This is a genomic window from Actinosynnema pretiosum (assembly GCF_024171695.1).
Taxonomy (GTDB): domain Bacteria; phylum Actinomycetota; class Actinomycetes; order Mycobacteriales; family Pseudonocardiaceae; genus Actinosynnema; species Actinosynnema pretiosum.
The window spans coordinates 1-25,512 of the sequence record NZ_JAMTCF010000008.1 but is presented as its reverse complement, the minus strand read 5'-3'; the positions used below and the strand labels follow the sequence as shown (position 1 = coordinate 25,512).

The 25,512-nt window shown below is 72.6% G+C and carries 27 protein-coding genes and 1 rRNA gene; 19 read left to right on the top strand and 9 right to left on the bottom strand.

What is annotated here, in order from left to right; genetic code table 11:
* Window positions 1-23 precede the first annotated feature (23 nt).
* Complete coding sequence (locus tag LV78_RS17475; RefSeq protein WP_253846319.1) at window positions 24-3,242, top strand: S8 family serine peptidase; 3,219 nt, start codon at window positions 24-26, stop codon at window positions 3,240-3,242.
* A gap of 55 nt (window positions 3,243-3,297) precedes the next feature.
* On the opposite strand, the gene hemQ is transcribed toward LV78_RS17475, so the two are convergent.
* From hemQ to hemE, 3 genes are read right to left on the bottom strand one after another with little or no spacing between them, the layout of a single operon-like run.
* A complete protein-coding gene (gene hemQ, locus LV78_RS17470) occupies window positions 3,298-3,996 on the bottom strand; it encodes a hydrogen peroxide-dependent heme synthase (RefSeq protein ID WP_253846318.1) in 699 nt (232 codons plus the stop codon).
* 26 nt (window positions 3,997-4,022) lie between these two features.
* The gene (hemG, locus tag LV78_RS17465; protein WP_253846317.1) at window positions 4,023-5,444 is read right to left on the bottom strand and encodes a protoporphyrinogen oxidase; all 1,422 of its coding nucleotides are present in this window, start codon (window positions 5,442-5,444) and stop codon (window positions 4,023-4,025) included.
* A complete protein-coding gene (gene hemE / locus LV78_RS17460) occupies window positions 5,441-6,493 on the bottom strand; it encodes a uroporphyrinogen decarboxylase (RefSeq protein ID WP_253846316.1) in 1,053 nt (350 codons plus the stop codon). The genes hemG and hemE overlap by 4 nt, the downstream gene beginning before the upstream one ends.
* 159 nt (window positions 6,494-6,652) lie before the next feature.
* On the opposite strand from hemE, the gene LV78_RS17455 reads away from it, so the two are divergent.
* Window positions 6,653-7,201, top strand: a complete 549-nt coding sequence (locus LV78_RS17455) for a DUF3000 domain-containing protein (RefSeq protein WP_253846315.1) — start codon at window positions 6,653-6,655, stop codon at window positions 7,199-7,201.
* A gap of 59 nt (window positions 7,202-7,260) precedes the next feature.
* Here the strand turns inward: LV78_RS17455 and LV78_RS17450 are convergent, their stop codons facing one another.
* Window positions 7,261-8,427, bottom strand: a complete 1,167-nt coding sequence (locus tag LV78_RS17450; RefSeq protein WP_253846314.1) for a dipeptidase — start codon at window positions 8,425-8,427, stop codon at window positions 7,261-7,263.
* Window positions 8,428-8,682: 255 nt separating this feature from the next.
* Here LV78_RS17450 and LV78_RS17445 point away from each other — a divergent pair, with 255 nt between their 5' ends.
* Window positions 8,683-9,399 carry a response regulator gene (locus LV78_RS17445; protein ID WP_015099292.1) on the top strand — a complete coding sequence of 239 codons (717 nt, stop codon included), beginning with the start codon at window positions 8,683-8,685 and terminating at the stop codon, window positions 9,397-9,399.
* Window positions 9,400-9,469: 70 nt separating this feature from the next.
* Window positions 9,470-10,714, top strand: coding sequence for an HRDC domain-containing protein (locus LV78_RS17440; protein ID WP_253846313.1), 1,245 nt, complete (start codon window positions 9,470-9,472; stop codon window positions 10,712-10,714).
* 339 nt (window positions 10,715-11,053) lie between these two features.
* Here the strand turns inward: LV78_RS17440 and LV78_RS17435 are convergent, their stop codons facing one another.
* Complete coding sequence (locus tag LV78_RS17435; RefSeq protein WP_253846312.1) at window positions 11,054-11,770, bottom strand: MerR family transcriptional regulator; 717 nt, start codon at window positions 11,768-11,770, stop codon at window positions 11,054-11,056.
* 88 nt (window positions 11,771-11,858) lie between these two features.
* Here LV78_RS17435 and LV78_RS17430 point away from each other — a divergent pair, with 88 nt between their 5' ends.
* The 5 genes from LV78_RS17430 (at window position 11,859) to LV78_RS17410 (ending at window position 17,398) form a co-directional block, all read left to right on the top strand.
* Entirely contained in the window at window positions 11,859-12,776 is a 918-nt protein-coding gene (locus LV78_RS17430; protein ID WP_253846311.1) for a hypothetical protein, read from the top strand.
* Complete coding sequence (locus tag LV78_RS17425) at window positions 12,773-13,222, top strand: ABA4-like family protein (protein WP_253846310.1); 450 nt, start codon at window positions 12,773-12,775, stop codon at window positions 13,220-13,222. The genes LV78_RS17430 and LV78_RS17425 overlap by 4 nt, the downstream gene beginning before the upstream one ends.
* A gap of 84 nt (window positions 13,223-13,306) precedes the next feature.
* Window positions 13,307-14,527 carry a thiolase family protein gene (locus LV78_RS17420; protein WP_253846309.1) on the top strand — a complete coding sequence of 407 codons (1,221 nt, stop codon included), beginning with the start codon at window positions 13,307-13,309 and terminating at the stop codon, window positions 14,525-14,527.
* Complete coding sequence (locus tag LV78_RS17415) at window positions 14,524-16,635, top strand: 3-hydroxyacyl-CoA dehydrogenase NAD-binding domain-containing protein (RefSeq protein WP_253846308.1); 2,112 nt, start codon at window positions 14,524-14,526, stop codon at window positions 16,633-16,635. The genes LV78_RS17420 and LV78_RS17415 overlap by 4 nt, the downstream gene beginning before the upstream one ends.
* A gap of 280 nt (window positions 16,636-16,915) precedes the next feature.
* Entirely contained in the window at window positions 16,916-17,398 is a 483-nt protein-coding gene (locus LV78_RS17410) for a hypothetical protein (protein WP_253846307.1), read from the top strand.
* 188 nt (window positions 17,399-17,586) lie between these two features.
* On the opposite strand, the gene LV78_RS17405 is transcribed toward LV78_RS17410, so the two are convergent.
* On the bottom strand, window positions 17,587-17,991 hold the full coding sequence (locus LV78_RS17405) for a type II toxin-antitoxin system VapC family toxin (protein WP_443612913.1): 405 nt from the start codon (window positions 17,989-17,991) through the stop codon (window positions 17,587-17,589).
* Window positions 17,988-18,272 (bottom strand): type II toxin-antitoxin system Phd/YefM family antitoxin, encoded by a 285-nt coding sequence (locus tag LV78_RS17400; protein WP_253846305.1) that lies wholly within the window; start codon window positions 18,270-18,272, stop codon window positions 17,988-17,990. Before LV78_RS17400 ends, LV78_RS17405 begins: the two co-directional genes overlap by 4 nt.
* Window positions 18,273-18,320: 48 nt before the next feature.
* Between LV78_RS17400 and LV78_RS17395 the strand changes: the two genes are divergently transcribed.
* Window positions 18,321-19,085 (top strand): DUF72 domain-containing protein, encoded by a 765-nt coding sequence (locus LV78_RS17395; protein ID WP_253846304.1) that lies wholly within the window; start codon window positions 18,321-18,323, stop codon window positions 19,083-19,085.
* Window positions 19,086-19,114: 29 nt separating this feature from the next.
* Here LV78_RS17395 and LV78_RS17390 read toward each other — a convergent pair whose 3' ends face one another.
* On the bottom strand, window positions 19,115-19,801 hold the full coding sequence (locus LV78_RS17390; protein ID WP_253846303.1) for a MarR family transcriptional regulator: 687 nt from the start codon (window positions 19,799-19,801) through the stop codon (window positions 19,115-19,117).
* Window positions 19,802-19,852: 51 nt separating this feature from the next.
* On the opposite strand from LV78_RS17390, the gene LV78_RS17385 reads away from it, so the two are divergent.
* The 9 genes from LV78_RS17385 to LV78_RS40800 all read left to right on the top strand — a co-directional run bounded on the left by LV78_RS17385 (window position 19,853) and on the right by LV78_RS40800 (window position 25,165).
* Entirely contained in the window at window positions 19,853-20,245 is a 393-nt protein-coding gene (locus LV78_RS17385) for an HNH endonuclease (protein WP_253846302.1), read from the top strand.
* A gap of 55 nt (window positions 20,246-20,300) precedes the next feature.
* Complete coding sequence (locus LV78_RS17380; RefSeq protein ID WP_253846301.1) at window positions 20,301-20,642, top strand: peptidase inhibitor family I36 protein; 342 nt, start codon at window positions 20,301-20,303, stop codon at window positions 20,640-20,642.
* A 124-nt stretch (window positions 20,643-20,766) separates the two neighbouring features.
* Complete coding sequence (locus LV78_RS17375; protein WP_253846300.1) at window positions 20,767-21,165, top strand: PE domain-containing protein; 399 nt, start codon at window positions 20,767-20,769, stop codon at window positions 21,163-21,165.
* A gap of 5 nt (window positions 21,166-21,170) precedes the next feature.
* The gene (locus LV78_RS17370; protein ID WP_253846299.1) at window positions 21,171-21,758 is read left to right on the top strand and encodes a DUF3558 domain-containing protein; all 588 of its coding nucleotides are present in this window, start codon (window positions 21,171-21,173) and stop codon (window positions 21,756-21,758) included.
* Window positions 21,759-21,791: 33 nt separating this feature from the next.
* Window positions 21,792-23,042: a PPE domain-containing protein gene (locus LV78_RS17365; RefSeq protein WP_253846298.1), complete on the top strand. Its 1,251-nt coding sequence runs from the start codon at window positions 21,792-21,794 to the stop codon at window positions 23,040-23,042.
* A complete protein-coding gene (locus LV78_RS17360) occupies window positions 23,039-23,803 on the top strand; it encodes an ESX secretion-associated protein EspG (protein WP_253846297.1) in 765 nt (254 codons plus the stop codon). Before LV78_RS17365 ends, LV78_RS17360 begins: the two co-directional genes overlap by 4 nt.
* A gap of 23 nt (window positions 23,804-23,826) precedes the next feature.
* A complete protein-coding gene (locus LV78_RS17355; protein ID WP_253846296.1) occupies window positions 23,827-24,192 on the top strand; it encodes a nucleotide pyrophosphohydrolase in 366 nt (121 codons plus the stop codon).
* 43 nt (window positions 24,193-24,235) lie between these two features.
* The gene (locus tag LV78_RS17350) at window positions 24,236-24,829 is read left to right on the top strand and encodes an LURP-one-related family protein (RefSeq protein WP_253846295.1); all 594 of its coding nucleotides are present in this window, start codon (window positions 24,236-24,238) and stop codon (window positions 24,827-24,829) included.
* 201 nt (window positions 24,830-25,030) lie between these two features.
* Window positions 25,031-25,165, top strand: coding sequence for a hypothetical protein (locus LV78_RS40800; RefSeq protein WP_301306755.1), 135 nt, complete (start codon window positions 25,031-25,033; stop codon window positions 25,163-25,165).
* Window positions 25,166-25,224: 59 nt separating this feature from the next.
* Here LV78_RS40800 and rrf read toward each other — a convergent pair.
* Window positions 25,225-25,341 (bottom strand): 5S ribosomal RNA (gene rrf, locus LV78_RS17345).
* Between the last annotated feature and the right edge of the window lie 171 nt (window positions 25,342-25,512).

Here is a 25,512-nt window from a genome sequence, read left to right as displayed (position 1 = left end):
CCGGATCGCGGGGGCGCCCCGGCGTGGGCGCCCCCGCGCGGACCTCGCACGACGACGACGGGGAGCTGATCGACGTGACGGGCAGGAGACGGGGCACGGCCGCGCTGGCGGTCGCGGCGCTGCTGGCGGGTGGCGCGGCGGGACCGGTGGCGACGGCGGAAACCGCTGCCGCGCAAGGGGAGGGGACAGCGCCGACCGAGGTGGTGCTGCTCACCGGGGACCGGGTCGCCCTGGTGGACGGCCGGTTGGCGGGCATCACCCCAGGGGCGGGGCGGGAGCGGATCGCCTTCCACAGCAGCACGTCCGGCGGCCGGGTGCGCGTGGTGCCCGGTGACGCGGCGGCGGCGCTCGCGTCGGGCAAGCTCGACCCGCGCCTGTTCGACGTGACCGCGCTGGCCGCGCGACCGCGCACGGGCGGCGGAATCCCGTTGCTCATCACCAAGAACGGCTCGGACGGGCCGCGCGCCACCTCGCTGAGCTCGACCCGCGAGCTGCCCGACGCGCACGCCGTCGCCGCCCGCGCCCCCGAGTCCGGCGCGGCGTTCCCGGAGCTGCTGGTCGACCCCACCGTGCGCAAGGTGTGGCTGGACGCGGCCCTCAAGCCCGCGCTCGACCGCAGCACCGCCCAGATCGGCGCGCCGCAGGCGTGGCAGGCGGGCCTGACCGGCGCGGGCGTGACGGTCGCGGTGCTCGACACCGGGATCGACGGCGACCACCCCGACCTGCGCGGCAAGGAGGTAGCGCAGGCCAACTTCAGCGAGGAGCCCGACAACGCCGACAACACCGGCCACGGCACGCACGTCGCCGCGACCATCGCGAGCGGCGACGCGCGCTACCGGGGCGTGGCCCCGGACGCGGAACTGCTCGACGCCAAGGTCTGCGACGTGGAGACCTGCCTGGAGTCCTGGATCATCGCCGGGATGCGCTGGGCCGTCGACCAGGGCGCCGACGTGCTCAACCTCAGCCTGGCCTTCTTCGTCGACGAGCAGGGCGAGAGCCCCCTGGAGGACACGATCGACTCGCTGTCCGCGAGCAGCGGCGCGCTGTTCGTGGTCGCGGCGGGCAACAACGGCCACGCGCCCGGCACGCCCGGTGTGGGCGGCTCGGTCAACACGCCCGGCACCGCCGACGCGGCGCTCACCGTGGGCGCGGTGGAGCGGGACGAGAGCCTGGCGGGCTTCTCCAGCCGGGGTCCTCGGCGCGGTGACGGCGGCGTCAAGCCGGACCTCACCGCGCCCGGCGTGGACATCGTGGCCGCGCGGGCCGGGTCCACCGGACGCGTCGCGAAGTCCGGCACCTCCATGGCGACCCCGCACGTCGTCGGCGCGGCGGCCCTGCTCAAGCAGCGGCACCCGGACTGGTCGGGGCAGCGGATCAAGGCCGCCCTGATGGCCTCGGCTCGGCCGAACCCGGCGCTGTACCCCCTGGAGCAGGGCGCCGGTCGGGTCGACGTGCCGCGCGCGCTGGCGCAGACCGTCACCGCCGAACCGGCCACGCTCGCGCTGGGCGTGCAGCGGTGGCCGCACGAGGACGACGAGCCGGTCACGAAGGACCTGGTGTACCGCAACGACTCCGCGTCCCCGATCACCCTGGACCTGACCGTGGAGCAGCACGCGCCGGACGGCACGCCGGTCACGGGCGTCTTCACCGCCTCCCCCGCCGCCCTGACCGTTCCGGCGGGCGGGACCGCCACCACCAGGATCACCGCGACCACCAGGGCCGACACCGGGATCGGCGTGCACAGCGGCACCGTGGTGGCATCGGGCGGGCCGACCGCCGTGCGCACCCCGGTGTCCGTCGACCGCGCCGAGGAGCGGCACGACCTGACCATCCGGCACCTCGGCCCGGACGGCGGGCCGAGCGCGGGCAGCTGGACGTTCGTGTCCCGGATCGACGGCTACCGCGAGGACCGCCTCGGCGGCGGCGAGGGCACGATCTCCCTGCCGCCCGGCGCCTACGCCCTCTCCTCCTTGGTCCGGCACGAGGGCGGCTCGGCCGTGTTCTCCACCCCGCTGCTGGAGCTCGACGGCGACACCACGCTCGTCCTGGACGCCCGCGAGGCCGCGCCGCTGGTGATCACCCCGCCGGAGGCGGGCACCCGTCCCGGACCCGCGAGCATCACCTCGGAGGGGTTCCACGAGGGCAGGCCGAGCGTGACCGGGACGTTCTACCCCGCCGGTTTCCCCGAGGGCCTGCGGATCGGCCGCCTCGAACCCGACGGTCCGCTTGACGAGCAGATCACGTGGATCAACGCCCGGTTCCAGGGCGCCTCGGCGGGCTACCGCTTCGGCTGGCTTCTCGCGGGTGGTTACCCGACCGGCTTCACCCGCGCGCCCGCGCGGAGCGAGCTGGCGACGATCCGCACCGCGATCGGCCCCGTCCCCGCCGGCGCTAGGGCGTCGCTGCGGGGCGGTGTGCCCGCCCCGGACGGCCACGCGGATCACCTCGGGGCGCTGGACGTCCCCGCGCCGGGCTCGCTGGTGGAGCTGGTCACCACCGGGGCGCCGTGGACGTGGGCGTTCACCCAGGATGGCCCCGGTGACTTCTACGCCGCCCGGTCGAGCGGTCCCGAGACGTACCTGGCGGGCCGGACCTACCGGCGCGCGGTGAACACCCCGGTGTTCGCCCCCTCCGCGCGTCCGGGGACGTCCCCGCTGGTCCTGGACGGCGACCGGCTGCGGTTCGAGGTGGCGCTGTTCGGCGACGGCGGCGGCCACACCGGCTACTACGAGGCCACCGAGTCGGCGCGGACCTCGTTGCGCCGCAACGGGGAGCTGGTCGGCGAGAGCGACGAGCCGGGCCGGGTCGGGTTCGCCGTGCCTCCGGGGGCGGCGGACTACCGGGTCGACGCGGAGGCGGTGCGCGCTCCCGAGGGGTCGGACTTCTCCACGCGCACGTCGGGCTCCTGGACGTTCCGCTCCACCGGCGCGCGGGGTGAGCTGCCGCTGACCCTGGTGCGCCCCAAGCCCTCCCTGGACCCGACCGGAGCGGCCAGGCCGGGGCTCTTCCGCGTCCCGCTGGAGTTCCAGCGCCACGGTGGCGCGTCCGGACCACGCGCGTTCACCGGCGAGGTCTCCTACGACGACGGCGCGACCTGGTCGCCGGCCCGCGCGTCCGGGTCCGCGCTCCTGCTGGAGCACCCGCGCGGCAAGCGGTTCGCGTCCCTGCGCGTCACCGGTTCCGACGACGCGGGCAACACCTTCACCCAGACCGTCGTCCGGGCCTACAAGATCAAGGGGTGAGGCACGTGTGGCCCGCGGGGAAGCAGGCGCAGTGCTCCCCCGCGTGGCCACTGCCTCACGGCAGGTTCAGCACCAGCTCGGCGGGCGCGATCATGGTGCCGGTGTAGAACGGCAGCTCCTCGCGCACGTGCCTGCGGGCCTCGGTCGCGCGCAGGGCGCGCATCAGGTCGACGATGCGGTGCAGCTCGTCGGCCTCGAACGCCAGCAGCCACTCGTAGTCGCCCAGGGCGAACGAGGCCACCGTGTTCGCCCGCACGTCCGCGAAGTCCCTGGCCGCGAGGCCGTGGTCGCGCAGCATGGTGCGGCGCTCCTCCTCCGGGAGGATGTACCACTCGTAGGACCGGACGAACGGGTAGACGCAGATGAACTTCCGCGCTTCCTCGCCCGCCAGGAACGCGGGGACGTGGCTGCGGTTGAACTCCGCGGGGCGGTGCAGGCCGACCTGGCTCCACACGGGGGTGGACAGCGCGCCCACCTTCGTGCGGCGGAACCCGGTGTAGGCGGCCTGGACCTGCTCGATCTCCTCGGCGTGCCACCAGATCATGTAGTCCGCGTCGGCGCGCAGACCGGCCAGGTCGTACACGCCGCGCACGGTGACGCCCTTGGCGGCGAGGCCGTCGATGTACTCCTGGGCCTCGGTGGCCGCGTCGGCGCGGTTCTCGCCGAGCGAACCCGGCTGCGGGCCCTTGAAGACCGACCAGGCGGTGTAGCGGATGGTGTTGTTCAGCTCGTTGTAGTTCAGGTCGTCGGACATGGCCCCATCTTCCTCTTGCCGTGCACTCAACTCACCCGGCCGAGGACGTGCGCCGCGACACGCTGCGCGGCCTCGTCCCCGGTCGTGATGCAGGCGGGGATGCCGACGCCGTGCAGCGCGGCACCCGCGACGGCCAGCCCCGGCACGCCCTCCACGGCGCGCTCGACGCCCGCCACCAGGTCGAGGTGCCCGAGCCCGTACTGCGGCAGCCCGCCGCCCCACCGGGTCACGGACGCGTCGACGGGCTCGGCGGTGACGCCGGTCAGCTCGGCGAGGTCCGCGCGCACCGCCGCGACCAGCTCGTCGTCGGGGCGCTGCAACGACTCCACGTCGCCGTGCCTGCCGACGGAGCCGCGCACCAGCAGCGGGTCGGTCCCGAGGTGCGCCCACTTGCGGCTGGAGAAGGTGAAGGCCTTGGCGGTGTACGGGGTGCCGCTCGCGTGCCGCTCGCCCTCGGCCAGCAGCACGCCGGAGCGCTCGGGCAGCTCGGTCCCGGCGGGCAGCGCGAGCGCCACCACGGCCATGGACGCGACCTCGATCCGCCCGAATCCCTCGGCGGCGGCGGGCGCCGCGTCGGCGAGGAGCTTGCGCGCGGACGGCGCGGGCACGGCGAGCACCACGCCGTCGACGTCCAGGTGCTCGGGCGCGGTGGCGGTGCCGATCTCGAGCCGCCAGCCCTCAGCGGTCTTCGCCAGCCCGCGCACCGGGAGCCCGAGCCGCACGTCGGCCTTGGCGGCCTCGGCGAGCGCGTCGACCAGTGCGGCCATGCCGCCGCGCAGCGCGCCGAAGATCGGCGGGCGCGGACCGGGAACCGGTGTCGCGGGCACGGGCATGGCGCGCGCGGCGGCGGCCAGGAGCGAGCCCTCGCCCGCGTCGAGCGCCTCGGCGAGCTGCGGCATGGTGGCGCGCAGGCTCAGCGCGTCCGCGCGACCCGCGTACACCCCGCCCAGCAGCGGCCCGACCAGCCGGTCGGCGACCTCGGGCCCGAACCGCTCGCGCAGCAGCTCGCCGACCAGGACGTCCTCGCCGCCCAGTGCGATCGGCGGCAGCCCCGGCTCGGCGAGCACCCTGGAAAGCGCTTCCTCGGACAGGACGTCCCGCACCGCCTCGGCGGAGGCGGGCACGCCCATCAGGGTGCGCGGCGGCACCGGCCGGACCTGCCCGCCCGCGAGGATCGTGGACGGCGCGCCGGTGGGGTGCACCAGCTCGTCGGCCAGGCCCAGCTCGGCCACCAGGTCGGCGGCCTCGGCTCGGCGGTGCAGGAACGCCTCGGCGCCCACGTCGTACAGCTTCCCGGCCAGCTCGACGGTGCGGAGCTTGCCGCCGAGCAGACCCGCCTGCTCGACCAGGGTGATGGTGGCGCCGGGACCCAGCAGGGCGCGCAGCCGGTAGGCCGCGACCAGACCGGAGATCCCGCCGCCGACGACCGCTACCCGCGTGGTGCTCATCGCGACCGGTGCACCAGCTCGACGGCCTTGGTGATCACGTCCGGGTCGGTGTCCGGCAGGACGCCGTGGCCCAGGTTGAAGATGTGCCCGGAGGCCACCTTGCCCTCCTCCACGATCCGGTCGACCTCGCGCTCCAGCGCGGGGAGCCCGGCGAACAGCAGCGCCGGGTCGAGGTTGCCCTGCACGACGGGCGGCGGCAGGTCGGGCGCGGCCTGGACCATGCGGCGCACCGCGACGTCCAGCGGGGTGCGCCAGTCGACGCCGACGACGTCCGCGCCCGCCTCGCGCATCGCGGGCAGCAGCTCGGTGGTGCCGACGCCGAAGTGGATGCGCGGCACGCCGGTGATGCTCCGCAGCACCCGCTCGGAGTGCGGGAGCACGAAGCTGCGGTAGTCGCGCTCGGACAGCGCGCCCGCCCAGGAGTCGAACAGCTGCACGGCCTTGACGCCCGCCTCGACCTGCACGCGCAGGAACTCGGCGGTGATGTCCGCGATCTTGGCCAGCAGCGCGTGCCACAGGTCGGGGTCCGAGTGCATGAGCGCCTTGGTGCGCTCGTGGTTGCGGCTCGGCCCGCCCTCGACGAGGTAGGAGGCGAGGGTGAACGGGGCGCCCGCGAAGCCGATCAGCGGGACGTCCCCGAGGTCCTTGAGCAGCAGCCCGATGGCGTCGGCGACGGGCCGCACGTGCTCGGCCTCCAGCACCGGCAGGGCCGCGACGTCGTCGCGCGTGCGCACCGGGTGGGCCACGACCGGCCCGGTGCCCGCGACGATGTCCAGGTCGACACCGGCGGCCTTGAGGGGCACGACGATGTCGGAGAAGAGGATCGCGCCGTCCACGTCGTGCCTGCGGACCGGCTGCATCGTGATCTCCCGGACCATCTCCGGGTCGAAGCAGGCGTCCAGCATGGCCGTGCCCGCGCGCAGCGCCCGGTACTCGGGCAGCGAGCGGCCCGCCTGGCGCATGAACCACACGGGGGTCCGGGACGGGGTGCCGCCACGCGCGGCGACCAGCAGCGGGGGTTCGGTCATCTCGGTCATCTCGCCGCCCATCGTCCCACGCGTCGAGAACGCGGTGCGGAGTGGTGGGTGGGTCGTCCATCACGCTGCGTCGCGAGCGGGCGGACCCGACTTGTGGATCTTCGGAGAGCCTGCGGGACACCCGGCGCGCCTGCCCCGCGAGGCGGGTCCGACAGGCATACAGTCGGGCTCGTGACGGGAGACGCTGGGGAGCCCGAGCTGTTCCGGCGCGCGGTGCGGACCCTGAGATCGGTGCGGACCCGGCCCGAGGTCGAACTGGCCGAGGTGCGGGCGCCGCAGCGGTTGGCCCCGTGGGCGTTCGCGCTGACCGCCGAGGTGACCGGCCCCGAGGACGAGCTGTCCACGGGGCGGTTGGTGCTGCTGCACGACCCCGAGGGCGTCGAGGCGTGGTCGGGCTTCTTCCGGGTGGTCGCGTACGTGCGCGTGGAGCTGGACCCGGAGCTGGCATCGGACCCGCTGCTGCCCGAGGTCGGGTGGTCGTGGCTGACCGACTCGCTGGAGCAGGCCGGGGCGGAGTTCACCGCGCTGGGCGGGACGGTGACGCAGACGTCGTCGGTCCGGTTCGGCGAGCTGGCCGACCAGGGGCGCACCGACGACCTGGAGCTGCGGGCGTCCTGGACGGCGGTGGACGCCGAGCTGACCGCGCACGGCAGCGCCTTCTACGACCTGATGGCCACGGCCGTCGGCCTGCCCCCGGTCGGGGTGACCAGCCTGCGCTGAGCAGACGGCCGGGGAGCCCCTGGGACTCCCCGGTCAACTCGCCCTAGTCGTCGTTCGCCCTAGTCGTCGTTCGCGCGCAGCACCCGCAGCGCGTTCGCGCCCGCGAGCTTCGTGCAGTCCTCTTCGCTCCACCCGCGCTCCAGCAGCGCCGCGAACAGGTTCGGGTACCCCGACACGTCCTCCAGCCCGTTCGGCAGGAACGCGACCCCGTCGTAGTCGCCGCCGATCCCGATGTGGTCGATCCCGGCGACCTCGCGGGCGTGCTCGACGTGCGCGACGACGTCCTCGATCCCGACCTCCGGGGTCGGCCCGCCCTCGGTCCACGTCGCGGCGAACCGGTTCCTGGCGTCCAGGTCGTTGTGCCGCTGCCCTGCCTGCGCCATGGCCTCCCGCAGCCGGGCGTCCCAGGCCGCGTAGGCGGGCGACACGAACGCCGGGACGAATGTGACCATGCACACACCCCCGTTGTCGGCCAGGCGCTCCAGGACGGCGTCCGGGACGTTCCTCGGGTGGTCGGCCACGGCCCGGCAGGACGAGTGGCTGAACATGACGGGCCTGGTCGAGACGTCGAGCGCGTCGTTCATCGTCGTCTCGGCGACGTGCGAGAGGTCGACGATCATGCCGATCCGGTTCATCTCGCGCACGACCTCGCGCCCGAACGAGGTCAATCCATTGCTAACCGGTGCGTCCGTGGCCGAATCCGCCCACGGGGTGTTCTCGTTGTGGGTCAGCGTCAGGTACCGGACGCCCAGCCTGCGCAGCCCCCGCAGGACGGCGAGCGAGGAGTTGATGCTGTGCCCGCCCTCGGCCCCGATCAGCGAGGCCACGCGCCCGGAGGCGAACGCCGCCTCGGCCTCGTCCGCGCTGGTGGCGATCGCCAGGTGGTCGGGGTAGCGCCGCGCCAACCGGTGGACGAGGTCGACCTGCTCCACGGTCGTGACCACGGCGGCGTCACCCGGCAGCGAGCACGGGACCCACACGGACCAGAACTGCATCCCCAACCGGCCCTCGCGCAGCCTCCCCAGGTCGGTCTGGAGACTGGGCTGGTGGGCCGTCAGGTCGACGGTGTCGGCTGCGGCACACGGATCGGCGCCCGTTGACTTTTCACCGATTTGCCCTTCGGCACCGAAGTCGCGCAGTGCCCAGGGGAGGTCGTTGTGCCCGTCGACCAGAGGCACCCGTGCCAGCAGTTCTTCGGCGCGCAGACGCGCGGGGAGGGCGGCCACTGGTCAACTCCTGTCTGTCGTCATGAGTCCGGTTCGCGTTACGGGGCCCAGCCGGTTGTCATCCAATCGTGTGACAACGGAGGCCGTCGGTGACAACTCATCGGGGATAGATACCCGATTGATCGTCCCGTAGACCCGCTTGGGCGGCTACGCTGCCCCAGACGACACCACTTTCGGTCGATCAGTGGCGCGGCTGATTGGACGAAAGTCCCGGTGCCGGTCGGGGGGCACGACCGACTCCAGGGAGGTAGTGACGTGGCTGCCGTCGGCTTAGGTCAGGCCGTTCGTACCACGCCAGCCGGCTCGTTGCCGGCAAACATGGTCCCGCACCCGCGGGAGGAGCTTTTTTCGGTGTTGGTGGTCGACGACCACCCGCTGCTGAGGGAGGCGATAAGCGCCCGGCTCACCCAGATGGGAGCCGGGACTGTGCATGAGGCGGCTTCGGTCGCGGAAGCTCGGGCGCGGGCTCTCGCAACCGGACCGTGCGATCTCGCGATCCTCGATCTGGGTCTGCCGGACGGCACCGGCATCGACCTGGTCACGGAACTCCGTGCCCAGGGCTGGCCCCGCATCGTGGTCCTCGCGTCCTCCGACGACCCCTACGCGGTCAGGTCGGCCTTCCAGGCGGGCGCCCAGGCGTACCTCCTGAAGTCCGCCTCTCCGATGGTGGTCACCGACGGGGTGCGCAGGGTCCTCGACGGCGGCGTCTACGCGGACCCGAGCGTGGCTCCCGTGCTGGCTGCGGGAACTCGCGTGCCGGGCACCGACAACACGCCGCGGGAGCTCTCCGCGCGTGAGGTCGAGGTCCTCCAGCTGGTCGCCGATGGCCAGAGCAACAAGGAGATCGGCGAGGCTCTGAGCCTGTCCGCGCTCACGGTGAAGTCTCACCTGTCGCGGATCGGGCGCAAGCTGGGCACCGGGGATCGCGCTCAGATGGTCGCGCTCGCCATGCGGGCGGGCGTGATCCGCTGAACCGCAGGTCGACGCGCTGAACGAGTCGAACACACCCGCGAGTGGTGCGTTCGTCGTAGGGTCATCCGCCGTGGACGTACCCGCCGACGAGCGAACCGATCCGACCGGTGCACAGCCGGTCCCGCTGACGGAACCCGCTGACGGGGTTCCGCCGGTGGTGGCCGACTCCTCGGCACTCCGGCGAGCAGCAGAAGCGCTCGCCGGGGCCGAGGGACCGGTCGCGGTGGACACCGAGCGAGCCTCGGGCTACCGCTACTCGCAACGCGCTTACCTGGTGCAGCTGCGCCGGGAAGGCGCCGGGACCGTGCTGGTCGACCCGATCGCCCTTGGCGGTCGGTTGGATCCGCTGGTCGAGGCGCTCGAGGGGACCGAGTGGGTGCTGCACGCGGCGTCGCAAGACCTGCCGTGCCTCGCCGAACTGGGTCTCAGGCCGAGCGCGTTGTTCGACACCGAGCTGGCGGGCAGGCTGGCCGGTTTCGAACGGGTGGCACTCGGCACGCTCGTCGAGCTGCTGCTGGGCTACAGGTTGGAGAAGGGGCACGGTGCGGCCGACTGGTCGCGCCGTCCCCTCCCCGCCGACTGGCTCAACTACGCGGCGCTCGACGTCGAGCTGCTCGTTCAGCTGCGCGACGTGCTGGAGGAGGAACTGAGGCAGCAGGGCAAGCTGGAGTGGGCTCTGGAGGAGTTCGACGCCGCCAGGACCGCGCCGCTTCCCAAACCGAGGGCGGAGCCTTGGCGACGCACCTCGGGGATCCACCGCATCCGCAGCACCAGGCAGCTCGCCGCTGTCCGGTCGCTGTGGGAGACCCGCGACGCTCTGGCGCGCGAGCGGGACCTGGCCCCCGGCCGGGTGCTTCCCGACAGCGCGCTGGTCGACGCGGCGACCCGCAACCCGGCCGACGAGGCCGCGCTGCTGGCGCTCCCGGTGTTCCGGGGACGCGCCCAGCGGCGCATGGCCGGGACGTGGATGGGCGCGCTGCGCAAGGCGGCGGCGCTGCCCAGGGCGGAGCTGCCTGAGACCGCCCAGCACCACGACGGACCTCCACCGGCGAACCGCTGGGCCGACAAGGACCCGGCGGCGGCGGCACGGCTCGCGGCGGCGCGCACCGCCCTGGCCGAGGTCGCCGAGGCGAACAACCTGCCGGTGGAGAACCTGCTGCTGCCCGACCTGGTGCGCCGCACCTGCTGGCAGCCGCCGTCGGACACCTCGCTCGACGGGGTCACGGCGGCGCTCCGCGAGGGCGGGGCACGTGATTGGCAGATCGGGTTGACGGCACGGGCGCTCACCGAGGCCCTGGCCGCCACTCCGGGCTGAGCGGGACGAAGCACGGGTGCGTCGAGGGCCTGCTGGCAACGGGAGGCCTCCGACCGCCGACACCGCACCGACACCGGCTCGACCGCCGACCAGGCGCCCGGACCGGCCACAACCGAACACCTACCTCCCTGTGCACTCTCCTTCCCTGGAGGGCCGCGCCGGTCCCGCACACCGCTCAGGCGTGCCGTTCCGGCGGTCCGGCTCCTTCGGCGGGAAGCACTGCGGGGAGGTCCGGGCCCGCGCGTCCACCGCGCCGGGCACCGTTCCAGCGCGCCCCCGTCCGGGTGATTTCCCCCCGCGGGCCGCTCGACTTCAGGACAGCTCGTCCAGGGACCGCGCTCAGGCGCCGCCCTCCCTCGCGCCGTTCTCCACCACGCCGCTCTCCCCCGCGCACCCGTCCCCAGCGCACTCACCCCTGGGGCACTCGTCCTCGGCGTGCCCGAACCTGCGGATCGCCACCTCGCGCCGGGCCAGTCGCCGCACGGCGGCCAGCGCCGCGTCCCCCAGCACGGTGCCGACGACCACGCGCTCCAGGGCCTGGTCCAGCTCCGGTTCGGCGCCGTCCCCGATCGCGTAGTCGAGATCGGCCTCGGCCAGTCCGAGGCAGGCCCGCGCGTAGCCGTCGAGCAGGTCCGCGAACCCCTCCTGCCCGACCTCGCGGGCCGTCCCGAGCACTCCGACCAGCGCGCGGAACGCAGGCGACCGGTCGTCCGGCACCCAGCCCTGCCGCTCCAGGAAGGCCACGCCCAGCGCGACGGCCTCCGCGTCCAGGTCCTCGGGCACCGGCGTGACGGCGGCCTCGACGGTGCGCAGCGCCCCCGAGACGCCCTTGCGCTGCTCGCCCAGCGCGGCGAAGACCTCGCCCACGGCGGCGATCGACAGCCCGCCCACGTCGACCATGGCCCGCACCAGCCGCAGCCGGTGCAGGTGATCCTCGCCGTACCGGGCCTGGTTCGGGCTGGTCAGCTCGCCGGGGGGCAGCAGTCCGGCCCGCAGGTAGTACTTGATCGTCGGGACCGGCACCCCGCTCCGCCTGCCCAGCTCAGCGATCCGCATCAAGAAGCCCCTTCCCAGCACGACACCAACATGGGTAACTTAACTATCCGATAGCGGAGAGCGTCACTATCCATACTTGGAGCGAGCCATGCTGATCCGCGCGCTGCGCGCACACCCGCCACTAGCCGTGCTCACCGTCCTCAACACCGCCCTCGTGCCCGTCGCCCTGCTCGGCCTGCTGATCGACGACCGGATCATCGCCGGTAGCCCCATCTGGCTCAAACCGCTCAAGTTCGCGTTATCCCTGGCCCTCTACGGCCTGAGCCTCGCCTGGGCGCTCACCCTGACCACCCGGCTGCGCCGGACCGCCCGCTGGGCGGGCGCGGTCGCGGCGCTGGGCGGCACGATCGAGATCGTGGTCATCGTCGTCCAGGTCGTCCGGGGCAGGCAGAGCCACTTCAACCAGACCACCGAGCTCGACGCCTCGCTGTACGCGTTCATGGGCATGACGATCGCCGTCGTCTGGGTGATGCACGGCCTGCTCTGCGTCGTGCTGCTGACCAGCGGGTTCGAGGACCCGGCGACCGCGACCGCGCTCCGGTTCGGCGCGGTGATCGCATTGGCGGGCATGGCGGTCGGCTTCCTGATGACCACGCCCGCGCGGGGCCAGGACCCGGCGCTGGGCGCGGTCGGCGCGCACAGCGTGGGCGCGCCGGACGGCGGCGGACAGCTCGCGCTGACCGGGTGGAGCACCGAGGCGGGCGACCTGCGCGTGCCGCACTTCATCGGGATGCACGCGCTGCAACTCCTGCCGCTGCTGGTGGCCCTGCTGCCCGCGCCGGCGACCCCGCGCCTGGTGCGCGACCTCGGCGGGGCCTACGCGGGCCTGACCGCGCTCGCCCTGTGGCAGGCGCTGCGCGGCCAGCCGGTGCTGGAGCCGGACGCGGCCACCCTCGCCGGGCTCGCGGCGCTGCTCGCCTGGACCTGGTTCGCGCTGCGGCGGGCGGCGCGCGACCGGAAGCGGTCCTCGGCCGAGCAGGACGGCGCCCCGGCGGTGTCCGCGTGAGCGCCGCGCTGTTCGACCTGGCGTTCCCCCTGGTCGCCCCGTTCTGGGCGCTGATGATCCTCGCGCCGGGGTGGCGCTGGACGGACCGGATCGCGGCGTCCCCGCTGATCGCGCTGCCCGCGCTGGCGGTCTACACCGCGCTCGTCGCCGGGCACCTGCCCGAGTTGTGGGCGACGATGAGCAGCCCGGACCTGGGCGCGCTCCGGGAGTTCGCGGGTTCGGCGTGGGGCGCGTCCGCGATCTGGGCGCAGGTCCTGGCCTGGGACCTGCTGATCGGGGCGTGGGTGTACCGGGAGGGCCGTCGCGCGGGAGCGCACCCGCTGCTGATGGGGCCGCTGCTGCTGCTCACGATCGTGCTGTCGCCGTTCGGGTTCGCGCTGTTCTTGGTCGTGCGGGCGGTCTGTGACGCACGCGACAGGTCACCCTCGGTGGTTACCGACCGGTAACGAAGGCTAGAGTTGCTGTTACCGATCGGTAGGAGTCGCGCCCTCCGGTCGCCAGTTGAATCACGACGATGTGGAGGAGACGCCGTGGCCGCACCAGCAGCGCAGGCGCGCGTTCGCAACGTGGTCTTCGTCGACGGCGTGCGCACGCCGTTCGGCAAGGCCGGCCCGAAGGGGATCTTCGCGGAGACCCGCGCCGACGACCTGGTGGTCAAGGTCATCAGGGAGTTGCTGCGCCGCCACCCGGAGCTCCCCCCGGAGCGCGTCGACGAGGTCGCCATCGCGGCCACCACCCAGATCGGCGACCAGGGCCTGACCATCGGCCGGACCGCCGCGCTGCTGGCGGGCCTGCCCAAGTCGGTGCCCGGCTACTCGATCGACCGGATGTGCGCGGGCGCGATGACGGCCGTGACCACCGCGGCCAGCGGCATCGCGTTCGGCGCGTACGACGTGGCGATCGCGGGCGGCGTCGAGCACATGGGCCGCCACCCGATGGGCGAGGGCGTCGACCCGAACCCGAGGTTCCTGTCGGACAAGATCGTCGACCCGTCCGCCCTGATCATGGGCTCGACGGCGGAGAACCTGCACGACCGGTTCCCGGCGATCACCAAGGAGCGGACCGACGCGTACGCGGCGGCCTCGCAGGCCAAGTACGCCGACGCGCTGAAGAACGGGAAGATCGACCCGGACCTGGTCCCGGTCGCCACCCGCTCCGCCGAGCACGGCTGGGGCCTGGCCACCGCCGACGAGCCTCCCCGCCCCGGCACCAGCGTGGCGGACCTGGCGAAGCTCAAGACCCCGTTCCGCCCGCACGGCCGGGTGACGGCGGGCAACGCGGCAGGCCTGAACGACGGCGCCACCGGCTGCATCCTCGCGGGCGAGGACACCGCCGAGGAGCTGGGCCTGCCGGTCGGGATGCGGCTGGTCAGCTACTCGTTCCTGGGCGTGGAGCCCGAGGTCATGGGCGTGGGCCCGGTGCCCGCGACCGAGAAGGCCCTCGCGCGCGCCGGTCTGACGATCGACGACATCGGCCTGTTCGAGATCAACGAGGCGTTCGCCGTGCAGGTCCTGGCGTTCCTGGACCACTTCGGCATCGCCGACGACGACCCCCGCGTGAACCAGTGGGGCGGTGCGATCGCGGTCGGCCACCCGCTCGCGTCCTCGGGCGTGCGGCTGATGACCCAGCTGTCCCGCCAGTTCGCCGAGCGCCCCGACGTGCGCTACGGCATCACCACCATGTGCATCGGCATCGGCATGGGCGGCACCGTGATCTGGGAGAACCCGCACTGGGACGGAGAGGCCAAGTGACCGCGTTGACGCCTGACCAGGCCAAGGACCTCTTCCCGGACGAGGTCGTCACCAGCGCGCGCACCCGCCTGGTGTCCGTGCCCGGCCTGGACGGCCGGGTCGCCGTGATCACCATCGACAACGGCCACGACCACACGCGCCCGTCGACCTTCGGCCCGCAGGGCCTGGTCAGCCTCGGGCAGGCGTTCGACGAGGCGGCGGCGGCGAACCCGGTGGCCATCGCGGTCACCGGCAAGCCGTTCGTGTTCGCCGTCGGCGCCGACCTGAGCGCCGTGGAGAAGGCCGGGTCGCGCGAGACGGGCCTGACCATCGGCGCGCTCGGCCACGAGGTGTTCCGCAAGTTCACCGACTCCACCGTCCCCACCTTCGCGTTCGTCAACGGCGCGGCGATGGGCGGCGGCCTGGAGCTGGCGCTGTCCTGCCACTACCGGACGGTGTCCTCGAACGCGGCGGCCATCGCGCTGCCCGAGGTGTTCCTCGGCCTGTTCCCCGGCTGGGGCGGCACGCAGCTGCTGCCGAACCTGATCGGCCCGGACGCGGCCGTGACGGTGATCTTCGAGAACGCGCTGAACCAGAACCGGATGCTCAACCCGGCCAAGGCCACCCAGCTCGGGATCTTCGACACCGCGCTCGACTCGGCCGACTACCTGGAGCAGTCGCTGCTCTGGCTGGCGAAGGTCGTGCGCGGCGAGGTGACCCCGGAGCGCAAGGAGATCGACCGGGGCGCGGGCTGGGACGCCGCGCTCGCCCGCGCCAAGGGCATCGTGCACGGCCGCACCAAGGGCGCCGCGCCTGGCGCGCTCAAGGCCCTGGAGCTGCTGGAGCTGGCCCGCGAGAACGACCTCGACCGGGGTTACGCGGCCGAGACCGAGGCGCTGGCCGACCTGGTCATGAGCGACGAGCTGCGGGCGGGCCTGTACTCGTTCAACCTCGTGCAGAAGCGCGCCAAGCGCCCCGCCGGAGCCCCGGACAAGTCGCTGGCCCGCAAGGTCACCAAGGTCGGCATCGTCGGCGCGGGCCTGATGGCCTCGCAGATGGCGCTGCTGTTCGCCCGGCGCCTGGAGGTGCCGGTCGTGCTGACCGACGTCGACCAGGCGCGGGTGGACAAGGGCGTGGGCTACGTGCACGCCGAGGTCGACAAGCTGCTGGGCAAGGGCCGGGTGTCGCCGGACAAGGCGAACCGGCTCAAGGCGCTGGTGTCCGGCTCGCTGGACAAGGCGGCGTTCGCCGACGCGGACTTCGTGATCGAGGCCGTGTTCGAGGACCTGGACGTCAAGAAGAAGGTCTTCGCCGAGGTCGAGGAGCACGTGTCGGCCGAGGCGGTGCTGGCCACCAACACCTCGTCGCTGTCGATCACCGACATGGCGTCCGGGCTCAAGCACCCCGAGCGCGTGGTCGGCTTCCACTTCTTCAACCCGGTCGCGGTCATGCCGCTGCTGGAGATCGTGCGGGCCGAGCGCACCGACGACGCGACCCTCGCGACGGCGTTCGCGGTGGGCAAGCAGCTGAAGAAGTCGTCGGTGCTGGTCAAGGACGCGCCCGCGTTCGTGGTCAACCGGCTGCTGACCCGGTTCATGGGCGAGGTGGTGCGCTCGATCGACGAGGGCACCCCGTTCGAGGTGGCCGACCGGGCGACCGAGTCGCTGGGCCTGCCGATGTCCCCGCTGGTGCTGCTCCAGCTCGTCGGGCCGCCGGTGGCGCTGCACGTGGCCGAGACCATGCACGGGGCGTTCCCCGAGCGGTTCGCGGTCAGCGAGAACATGAAGGCGTTCGTCGCGGCGGGCAAGGCGGCCGTGTGGCAGTGGGACGCGACCGGCAAGCAGACCGTGGACCCCGAGGTCCAGGCGCTGTGGAAGGGCGGCGACGCCCCGCAGACCGGTGACGAGGTCGCCGCGCGGGCGCTGGAGGCGCTGGCCGAGGAGATCCGGACCATGCTCGACGAGGGCGTGGTGGCGGAGGCGCAGGACATCGACCTGTGCATGATCCTGGGCGCGGGCTGGCCGTTCTGGCTGGGCGGCGTGACGCCGTACCTGGACCGGACGGGCATCTCGGAGAAGGTGACCGGCAAGCGGTTCCTGGCGCCGGGGATCGCCTCCGTCCCGGCCTGACCCGGCGGCGCCCGCACGACCCCGGAGCGCCCGGTCCCCTCGTGGGGCCGGGCGCTCCCGCGCGTTCCGGGGGCGGCGACGTGATGGCCGCGCTCTCACGCGCTCGGGGCGCGGGGCCGACCGGCGTTCCGGGGTGGCGCCGGTGGACCTCGCGGCGGGCCCCGGCGCCGCGCTCGCCCGGTGCCGCAGCGCGTTCGCCGCTACTGCGGGCGAGTAACGCGGGGGTGGCATAGGGGTGAGCCGTCCGGCGGAAGGGCGCCGGTGGTCGACCTTGGTGGGCATGAGCGCGATGTCGCACGCGAAGCAGGTCGGCGCCCGGCGGCGGCGCCGGAGCAGGTGCAGACCGGCCAGGCCCGGACCGGTGCAGGTGGAGGAGCTGGCGGCGTTCCTGCGCGCGGACCGGGCCTGGCGCGAGGACGTGCACCGCAGGCTCGTGGCGCGGCTGGACCAGCACCTGGTCAGGGCCGCGCGCGGGGCGGGGTGCGGGCCGATCGCGCTGGTGGCCGAGGAGCTGGCCGGGCAGGCGAGCGTCGACCTGGGGCCTGGGGTGCACTACCGGCTGGCGAAGGCGGTGCACGGGCTGGTGCCGCTGGTCGGGGCGGCGCGGTTGCGGCAGAGCGCGCGGGTGCTGCGGGTGCTCGGGGCGTACCTGTGCGGGGAGGACCTGTCGGCGTGCCCGTGCGCGGAGGCGCTGGCGCGCGACCCGTGGCAGCGGGAGGTGGCGCGGGTGGCGCCGGGGGTGCTGGACGCGGCGGGGTTGTGAGGGCTCGCGGGTCGGCGGGTTCACGGGGTTGTGCAGGCTCACCCGGTCCAGCCCGACGCCGGTCAGCCCGCCGTCCCAGCACCGGTCAGCCATCCGGACGCCGGTCAGCCGGTCCGATGCCGGTCAGCCGGCCGGACATCGGTGGGCCGGCCGGACATCGGTGGGCCGGCCGGACATCGGCGGTCCGGTCAATCCGCCGGGTGCACCCCGACGACCTCGACCAACCGCTCCAGCCCGGCGAAGTCCTTGGTGTTGGCGGTCAGCAGCGGCACCCCGGCGGCCGAGGCCACCGCGGCGATCTGCAGGTCCATCCGCCGGGGCCGGGGGTCGCGCCCGATCCGCCGGACCAGCGCGGCGAGCGTGCCGTAGACCTTGGCCGAGGCGAGGTCGAACGGCAGCACGTCGAACCGGTCGAGCGCCGCGTAGTACCGCTCGGTGCGGGCGTGCCGCTCCACCGGGTCGTCCACGTCGAGCCCGTAGGCCAGCTCGGCGACGGTGACGGCGCTGACCAGCGGCTGGGCGGCGGCGAACTCCCCGAAGTCGATCCGCTCCAGCGCGATCACCACGCAGGTGTCCAGCAGGACGCGCCTCACCGGCGCCACGGGTCGTCCAGCGGGTCGTCGGCGCCGAAGACGGCGTCACCGGAGGCCCGGTCGGCCTCCCAGCGCGCGAGGTCCACGGGCGGCAGCGCCCGGAACGCGCCCTGCAGCTCGCCCAGCGTCGCCCTCGGCCGGAGTTCAGCGGCGTGCGGCACGAGGTCGGCGACCGGCCTGCCGTTGCGCGTGACCACGAACCTCTCCCCCGCCTCGACCCGCCGCATGATCTCGGCGTTGTCGTTGCGGAGCTCGCGCTGCCCGATGCTCGCCACACCCATGCCACCAGGGTAGGCGATGTGCTACAGAAGTGCTACGGTCTCCGCCCCGTGGGCAGCGCAGCGATCAGGGTGGGCACCTCGGGCTGGACGTACCCGGAGTGGCGGGGCGACTTCTACCCGGCCCGGTTGGCCCAGCGGCGCGAGCTGGAGCACCTGGCGGGCCGGTTGGCCTCGGTGGAGGTGAACGGCTCGTTCTACGGCGACCGCACCCCACGCGACTACCGCTCGTGGGCGAACCGCACGCCCGAGGGATTCACGTTCGCGGTAAAGGGCCCGAGGTCGGTGACCCACGTGCACGCGCTGCGCGACGTGAAGGCCCCCTTGGACGCCTTCTCCGCGTCAGGCCCGGAGGAGCTGGGCGCGAAACTCGGCCCGATCCTGTGGCAGCTGCCGCCGTCGCTGCCGTTCGACGCCCGCCTCGCCGATTTCCTGGCGCTGCTCCCCGAGGGCAGGCACGCCGTGGAGCCGAGGCACCCGAGCTTCACCGACCCGGCGTTCCGCGCGCTCCTGGAGCGGCACGGCGTCGCCCTGGTCCTGGCCGACGCGGCGGGCGCCTTCCCGGAGTTCGACCACCGCACCGCGGACTTCCACTACGTGCGCCTGCACGGCGAGCGGGAGCTGTACCGGGGCTCCTACCCGGAGGAGTCCCTGAAGCGCTGGGCAGACCGCGTGTCCACCTTCGAGGGAGACACGTACGTGTACTTCGACAACACGATGGACGGCGCGGCCCCGCACAACGCGGAAACCCTGGCCGCCCTCCTGGGCACAACCCCGACGTGGGCCGCAACCGAACCCGACCCCACCCTGTTCTAACTCCCCGCCTGTTCTCACTCCCCGTCCCCTCACCCCTGCAGGGGAAGCGGATCCCCCCACCGGGCCTCGACCGCCCCGTCGTCCCCCACCAGGAACACCGTGAGCCCCATCCGGGGGAACACCGAGGCCACCGATTCGAGGTTCCGCCGATGGGTCAACCGATCGGGCAGCGCAAGCGCCACGACGTCCCCCGAATGCGCCTGCCGCAGCTGAAGCGCCTTGAACAGGGCGGCGGCGAACTCGACCCGAGCCTGCACGGCGGGCAGCGTCCGCTTGACCTCCCCACCCCGAGCCGGGTCCACGTGCCGACTGCTCGGAAACCCCTTCACCTCGACGTGCAACGTCACCCCACCCCGCTCGACGACCACGTCGGTCCCCCGCTCCCGACCACGCGCGTCGGCGACCCGCACCACCCGCCACCCGTCGGCGAGCAACCACTCCACGAGCCGCTGCTGCACGGCCCGCTCGCTGACGTCGACGACCTCACGCGGCTCAGCGGGCCCCGGTAACCCCCGAACCGCCCGCAAGCTGTCCGGGAGGTGGTTGCGAACGGGCCGCCCGACGTCGTCCCGAACGATCACCCCCGCGGCGGCGAGCTTGCGGCAGACCGCGCTGACCTGCTGGTGGACCACCCCGAGGGCGCGGGCGATCTCAGCATCGGTCATGGCCTCCCCGGAGGCGCGCAGCAGCGCGACAACCCGATCCTCGAACCTCATCACCCGATGATCCCGACAGCGAGCGCCCCCGAACACCGCCACGATGACCCAGTGCCCCCACACCAACCGGACCGATCCACCCGTCTGGAGCAGGCACTGGAGCGGGATGGCCCCGACTGCACGTGGTGCAGGCGCAAGTTCGACCGCAACACCACCCCCACGACGGACCACCTGGTCCCGAAGGCGAAGGGCGGCCCGAGCTGGCTGGAGAACGAACTGGCGGCCTGCCCGAGGTGCAACCGGTCGAGGGGCCACACCTCCCCGGCCGACTGGCTGGCCGAGTGCGAGCGAAGGGGCTGGTCACCGGACGTGGAGAGGGTCACCGCCCTGCTCCAAGCCCTGGAGGCGGCGATAGCGCTGCACGGCGGCCAACGCCGGGCGAGGCACTACCTGGCGACCCAACTCCGCAGACTCAAAAGGGGGACAGACCACCCGCGAAACTAGCTGGATGGGGTGACGCGCCGAGCAAAAGCAGAGCGAACCTCAGAAAATCCCCGCCATGAGATCAACGATCATCGCCTCCACCCTGCTCATCACCGCTCCACTGCTGATGGCGACCAACGCCCCGAGGTGCGACCGGGGTGAGTTCTGCGCGTGGTCCACCACCAACTACGGCGGCACAGCCCGCAGGCTGGACCTGGAAACCGCCAACCCGGACGAGTGCGTCCCCCTACCGGACAACCTGGTGGCCCGCTCCTTCGCCAACCGCCTCAACCGGTTGGTCTCGGTCTACCAGGGAGCGGACTGCTCAACGGAGGCGGACTTCACCACTTACCCCGGCGGCGGCACCTGGGTGCCGGACGCTCCGTTCGTGATCAGGGCGGTCCAGGTGTGGAATTGACCCCTCAGAAGGAATCGCTCCCCCGAAGGGGTGAACAAAAAATTACCCTCAGGCAAGAATAGCGTTGCGTGGACGAACATCGTCGCCCGAACTGCGAGTACCCGCCCTTAGGCGGATATGGATCATGAAGTTCATGCCATTCTATCCTTCCACCGGCCTCGGGGAGGGAACCGCGATGTTCATCCAGCAGGTGGGAGACGTTTCTCCGTCTCCCACCTTATCCCTGCAGATCAGCACTGATCAACTAACCTTGCTCAAAGAACGTTACACAAAAGTCCGCGATTCTGTGCGGCGCTTCGTGGACGAGCACGGCTACATGCTGCGGGGCGCCCCGCTCGCGGCCGACTCGGTCTCCCAGCAAACCGCGACCGCTTTCAAGGAAAACGCGGAAGCAGCTCTTTCCGTGACCGAACTGTTCCTGAAAGAGCTGGAGTCCAACATGGAGCAGCTCGCTGCGGCGATCGCCACCTACGACGAAGCAGAAGAGGGAAACCGGATCGCGATGCAGCAGACCGGGAAGTGATGGCGATGAGGAAAGCACTGTTCGCCGCTGCGGCGTGTTCCCTGCTGTGCGCCGCCTGCACGACCGTCGTCCACGACGCCCGCCCCGTCGCCAGACTCGGGGGCTTCGGCGGCCCGGCAGCCACGGCCGCCAACTCGTCCGCGCCACCGACCGCCGACGCCCGCCCTCAGGTGATCGACCTGGCGAACCGGCAGGCCTGCGAACTGCTCACCGAGCAGCAGCGCAACGACCTGGACATCAACCGCGCGGGCCAGAACCTGCAGATCTCGCTGTTCAGGGCGACCGGCTGCAGCTGGACGGACATCGGCGTGTCCAACATCGTCGTTCCCGTCGTCTCCGAGGGCATCGAGGCCTGGACGAACGGCGAGCGCCAAGGCGAACCTGCGGACATAGACCCGATCGCCGGTTTCCGCGCCATCACCGTCACGCTGCCGAACGATCCCGACCGCTGCGACGTCATGGTCGACACCGCCGACGGGCAGTACCTGGCCACCGCTTTCTCCGTCATCAGCAACACGCCGGAGCGCTACCCGGAGCCCTGTTCCCGAGCGAAGGAGCTCGCAGGCGCCGCCATGCAGAACCTGACGCGCTGACCGGAAGACCACCAGGGGGCCACGAGCATGGGCATGATCAACCACAACTTCCACGCGCGGACGCACAAGGAGCTCTACGAGAGCATCCACGAGCGCGACCGTGCCGTCGTGCACGAGATCGACGCGGCCTGGCAGAAATTCCGGGCCGTGATCAGCACCGCCAAGGCCGACCTGGAGTCGGCCGTCCACGAGGCCGGGGCGGTGTGGGTCGGCGCGGCGGGGGAGCGCTTCACCGGGGCCAACACCCCGCTGGTGAAGTGGGCCGAGGACGTGCACGAAGCCGGGGCCGCCACCCAGAGGTCGTTCCAGAACCAGCACTTCTGCTACACGGGCGCGCTGCACCAGATGCCCGAACCCGTCCAGGTGACCTCGACGGCCAACGACGACTTCTGGGGCGTGCCCGCCGGGCTCACGCACCTGGTCGGCGGGCAGACCGACCAGGACGCGCAGGAGCAGGCCGCCAACGCAGCCAAGCTCGAAGCGGTCCGCGTCATGGAGGGCTACCAGGACGGGGCGTTCGACGCCGTGCACGCGCTCGGCAGGTTCGTCCCACCACCCACCACGACGACCACCACGGTCTACGAATCCCCGATCCCCCCACCACCGCCGGTCCACGCCACCACCTCGCACCCACCTTCGTTACCGGGCAGTCAGCAGCCCGCTCCCCAAGCGGTCGCACCGCAGCAGCAATCCGAGCAGCGGTCCCTCGCTCCCCAGGGCACCACGGAACGATCCTCAGCGGCGCCCGAGGCGCTCTTGCCCTCCCCGCCCACACCAAGCGCCACAACACCACCAACACCGGCGCAGCAGCCCGCTCAGAGCCTCACCGTCCTCCCCCGCATCGGCAGCACCTCCCCGGCGGGCACAACGCTCACCACCGCCGCAGCCAGCCCCACGAGCATCACCAGCCGCCTCAACCCCGGTCTCGGCAGCAGCGTCACGGGCAGCGGATCCCGCACCCTCTCGGGCCCCTCCCCCGTCGACGGTCACACCGCCCCCGGAGGCCCCCACGGGCCCGGCGGAGCCGGTGGCGCGCAAGGCGGAAGCCGCCCGGTGGTCACCCCCGGCGCACCGCTCCCCGCCTCACCGCAGCAGGCCACCCGCCTCCCCGCCTCCGCCACCCCGCCCCCGGCCGGGATGACCGCCCTCCCCCCGAACGGGAGGTCGAACGGGGACAACCAGCACCACAAATCCGCCCCCTACCTCGAAGAGCACCGCGACGTCTGGGGCGCCGACAGCATCCCCAAGGTCAGCCCCCCGGTGATCGGAGACGACCGCCAGTGAGATTCGTCCTCTCCAAGGTGGAGCTGGAGCTCTGCTGGGACCGCCTCGGCCTCGGCGAGCTCCCCACCATCCTGTCCTTCCCCTCCCAAGGCGCCACGCTGGACGAGCGCCGCGCCCTCCACGTCGCGGCCTGGCGCGACCTGGAGCGGCGGGAGCTCGCGAGCGGCAGCGAGCTCAGCCCCTCGGTCGCGGGCAGGCTCCAGCTGCTCGCCGCGCCCGAGCGCGAGGTCGACGCGCGCCTCCGGCTCGACGACGGCCCCCGCGTGCGCGCCCTCGCGGCCACCCGGCGGGGGCACGGGCTGCTCGCCGTCCTGACCTCCGACCGGATCACCGTCACCGACGTCGCCCACCACTCGCTCCCCGAGGCGGTCGTCAACCTGCTGCCCGCGCACCCCGCCCCGCGCGCCCGCTCGATCTCGCTGCTCGCCACCGAGCTGGACGACGCGGTCGAGCGGTCCGACGAGTCGCCCGCCCGGCTGGAGCGCCTGCTGCACGAGGCCGGGCTGGGGCACCAGGACGCGCGGCAGGTCCGCGAGGTGCTCGGGGACGTGCAGCGGACCGGCCAGTTCGGCACCTCCGCGCGCACGAACCGCGCGGGCCGCCGCAGGGGGCCGTACGCGATCAACTTCTACGACACCCCCTGCGGACGCTGGCAGTTCACCCGGCGGCCCTCTCCTGACGGGCGGCAGTGGGCCACGCTCGCGCCCGCCGACCAGCCTCGGCTGGTGAGCGCCGTCGCCGAGCTGCTCGCCGCCACCTGACCCGCCTGTGGTACCCCACTCGCATGAGCGAGAGCGAGACCGACCGCCGCGGTGACAAGTCCTTGGCCGACCTGAAGCAGGCCCTGCGGGACTTCGCCGCCGCCCGCGACTGGGACACCTACCACACGCCGAAGAACCTGGTCATGGCCCTGTCCGGCGAGGTGGGGGAGCTGACCGACCTGTTCCAGTGGCTGACGCCCGAGCAGGCCGCCGCCGCGATGCAGGACCCCGAGTTGGCCTGGAACGTGCGTGACGAGCTGGCCGATGTGGTCCACTACCTGGTGCGGCTGGCCGACAAGCTCGACGTCGACCTGGTCGACGCGGCCTTCGCGAAGATCGAGCGCAACGAGCGCCGCTTCCCCACCGGTGACCTTCGTCCGGTCGAGTGACCGTGCGGGCGCCACTTTCGCCACTGCGAGTGATGAGGATCCGATGCACCCCCAGCCCCCGGCTCTGCTGCACATGCACCAGAAGATCACCATGATGGTGAACCGGTACGAGATCTTCGCCGATGACGGCCAGGGCCAGCCGGGCCGCTTGATCGCGTTCGTCGAGCAGAAGCGCCTGGCGTTCAAGGAGCGCGTGACGATCTACACCGACAGCACCAAGCAGTCGGTTCTGGCCGAGTTCAAGGCGCGCAAGGTCATCGACCTGGGCAGCGCGTACGACGTGGTGGTGGCGGGCGGTCAGTCGATCGGGTTGTTCCGCAAGGACTTCCGCAAGTCGCTGGTGAACTCCACCTGGCACTTCGAGCAGCACGGCGCGGCGCCCGCGGTCGGCAAGGAGCGCAGCCAGGGGCTGGCCGTGCTCCGCAGGGTGTGGGGCTTCATCCCGTTCATCAACAACCTTCCGTTCTTCATGCGCTACCACTTCGACTTCACCAGGGAGAACGGCGCGCCGGTCTTCAGCGTGGACAAGAAGACCTGGCTGCGGGACCACTACCTGATCACCGTCCACGACCCGGCCGCCGACCACCGCATGGTGATCGCCCAGGCCGTCGCCGTGGACGCGCTGCAGAGCCGCTGACGGCGGACGTGCGGCCGGGCCGTTCACGCGCTCGGCCGCACCCCCTCCCGCAGGTGCCACCCCCGCCACGACCCCGCACCGCTGACCAGGCGAAGAGCCGCCGCGAGCGGGTGACCCGCAGGTCCGGAGCGCGGTCGTTGCCTACCGTGGGACGTGGTGCGGCGCGGGCGGGGAGGCCCCGCACGACGAGGGGAGAAGCACGTGATCAGGTGGCAGCAGCGCGGACCGAGGCACCGGGGTGGTCGCCCGCAGGTCGACGAGCTGGTGTGGGTGCCCCTGCTGTTCGCGGGCATCGCGACCGCGTCACTGGTGCTCCTCGTCCTGACCTACGTCTAGAACGCAAAAAAGCCCTGTGGGGGCGCACGGAAAACCATGCACCCCCACAGGGAAAGAATGTTCGGCGGCGTCCTACTCTCCCACACCCTCACGAGTGCAGTACCATCGGCGCTGGAAGGCTTAACTACCGGGTTCGGAATGGGACCGGGTGTTCCCCAACCGCAATGACCACCGAAACACTATGAAGATAACCAACCACACAGCACCACCCTGTCGCGCCCAACCCCCCAACCAGGGGATCAGTCAGCGACCGGTGATGGTCGGTTCGGTTCCTTCAGAACCGCACAGTGGATGCGTAGCGTCTTCATGACAAGTCCTCGGCCTATTAGTACCGGTCAACTCCAACC

What these genes read in the sequence shown, in the direction of transcription:
- LV78_RS17370 (WP_253846299.1), top strand. Translation starts at nt 21,171, where the DNA reads ATGAGGAAAGCACTGTTCGCCGCTGCGGCGTGTTCCCTGCTGTGCGCC.
- LV78_RS17390 (WP_253846303.1), bottom strand. Translation starts at nt 19,801, where the DNA reads ATGAGGTTCGAGGATCGGGTTGTCGCGCTGCTGCGCGCCTCCGGGGAG.
- LV78_RS17410 (WP_253846307.1), top strand. Translation starts at nt 16,916, where the DNA reads ATGAGCGCGATGTCGCACGCGAAGCAGGTCGGCGCCCGGCGGCGGCGC.
- LV78_RS17400 (WP_253846305.1), bottom strand. Translation starts at nt 18,272, where the DNA reads ATGGGTGTGGCGAGCATCGGGCAGCGCGAGCTCCGCAACGACAACGCC.
- hemG (WP_253846317.1), bottom strand. Translation starts at nt 5,444, where the DNA reads ATGAGCACCACGCGGGTAGCGGTCGTCGGCGGCGGGATCTCCGGTCTG.
- LV78_RS17355 (WP_253846296.1), top strand. Translation starts at nt 23,827, where the DNA reads ATGAGCGAGAGCGAGACCGACCGCCGCGGTGACAAGTCCTTGGCCGAC.
- hemQ (WP_253846318.1), bottom strand. Translation starts at nt 3,996, where the DNA reads ATGTCCGACGACCTGAACTACAACGAGCTGAACAACACCATCCGCTAC.
- LV78_RS17350 (WP_253846295.1), top strand. Translation starts at nt 24,236, where the DNA reads ATGCACCCCCAGCCCCCGGCTCTGCTGCACATGCACCAGAAGATCACC.
- LV78_RS17380 (WP_253846301.1), top strand. Translation starts at nt 20,301, where the DNA reads ATGAGATCAACGATCATCGCCTCCACCCTGCTCATCACCGCTCCACTG.
- LV78_RS17430 (WP_253846311.1), top strand. Translation starts at nt 11,859, where the DNA reads ATGCTGATCCGCGCGCTGCGCGCACACCCGCCACTAGCCGTGCTCACC.
- hemE (WP_253846316.1), bottom strand. Translation starts at nt 6,493, where the DNA reads ATGGGCGGCGAGATGACCGAGATGACCGAACCCCCGCTGCTGGTCGCC.
- LV78_RS17435 (WP_253846312.1), bottom strand. Translation starts at nt 11,770, where the DNA reads ATGCGGATCGCTGAGCTGGGCAGGCGGAGCGGGGTGCCGGTCCCGACG.
- LV78_RS17375 (WP_253846300.1), top strand. Translation starts at nt 20,767, where the DNA reads ATGAAGTTCATGCCATTCTATCCTTCCACCGGCCTCGGGGAGGGAACC.
- LV78_RS17365 (WP_253846298.1), top strand. Translation starts at nt 21,792, where the DNA reads ATGATCAACCACAACTTCCACGCGCGGACGCACAAGGAGCTCTACGAG.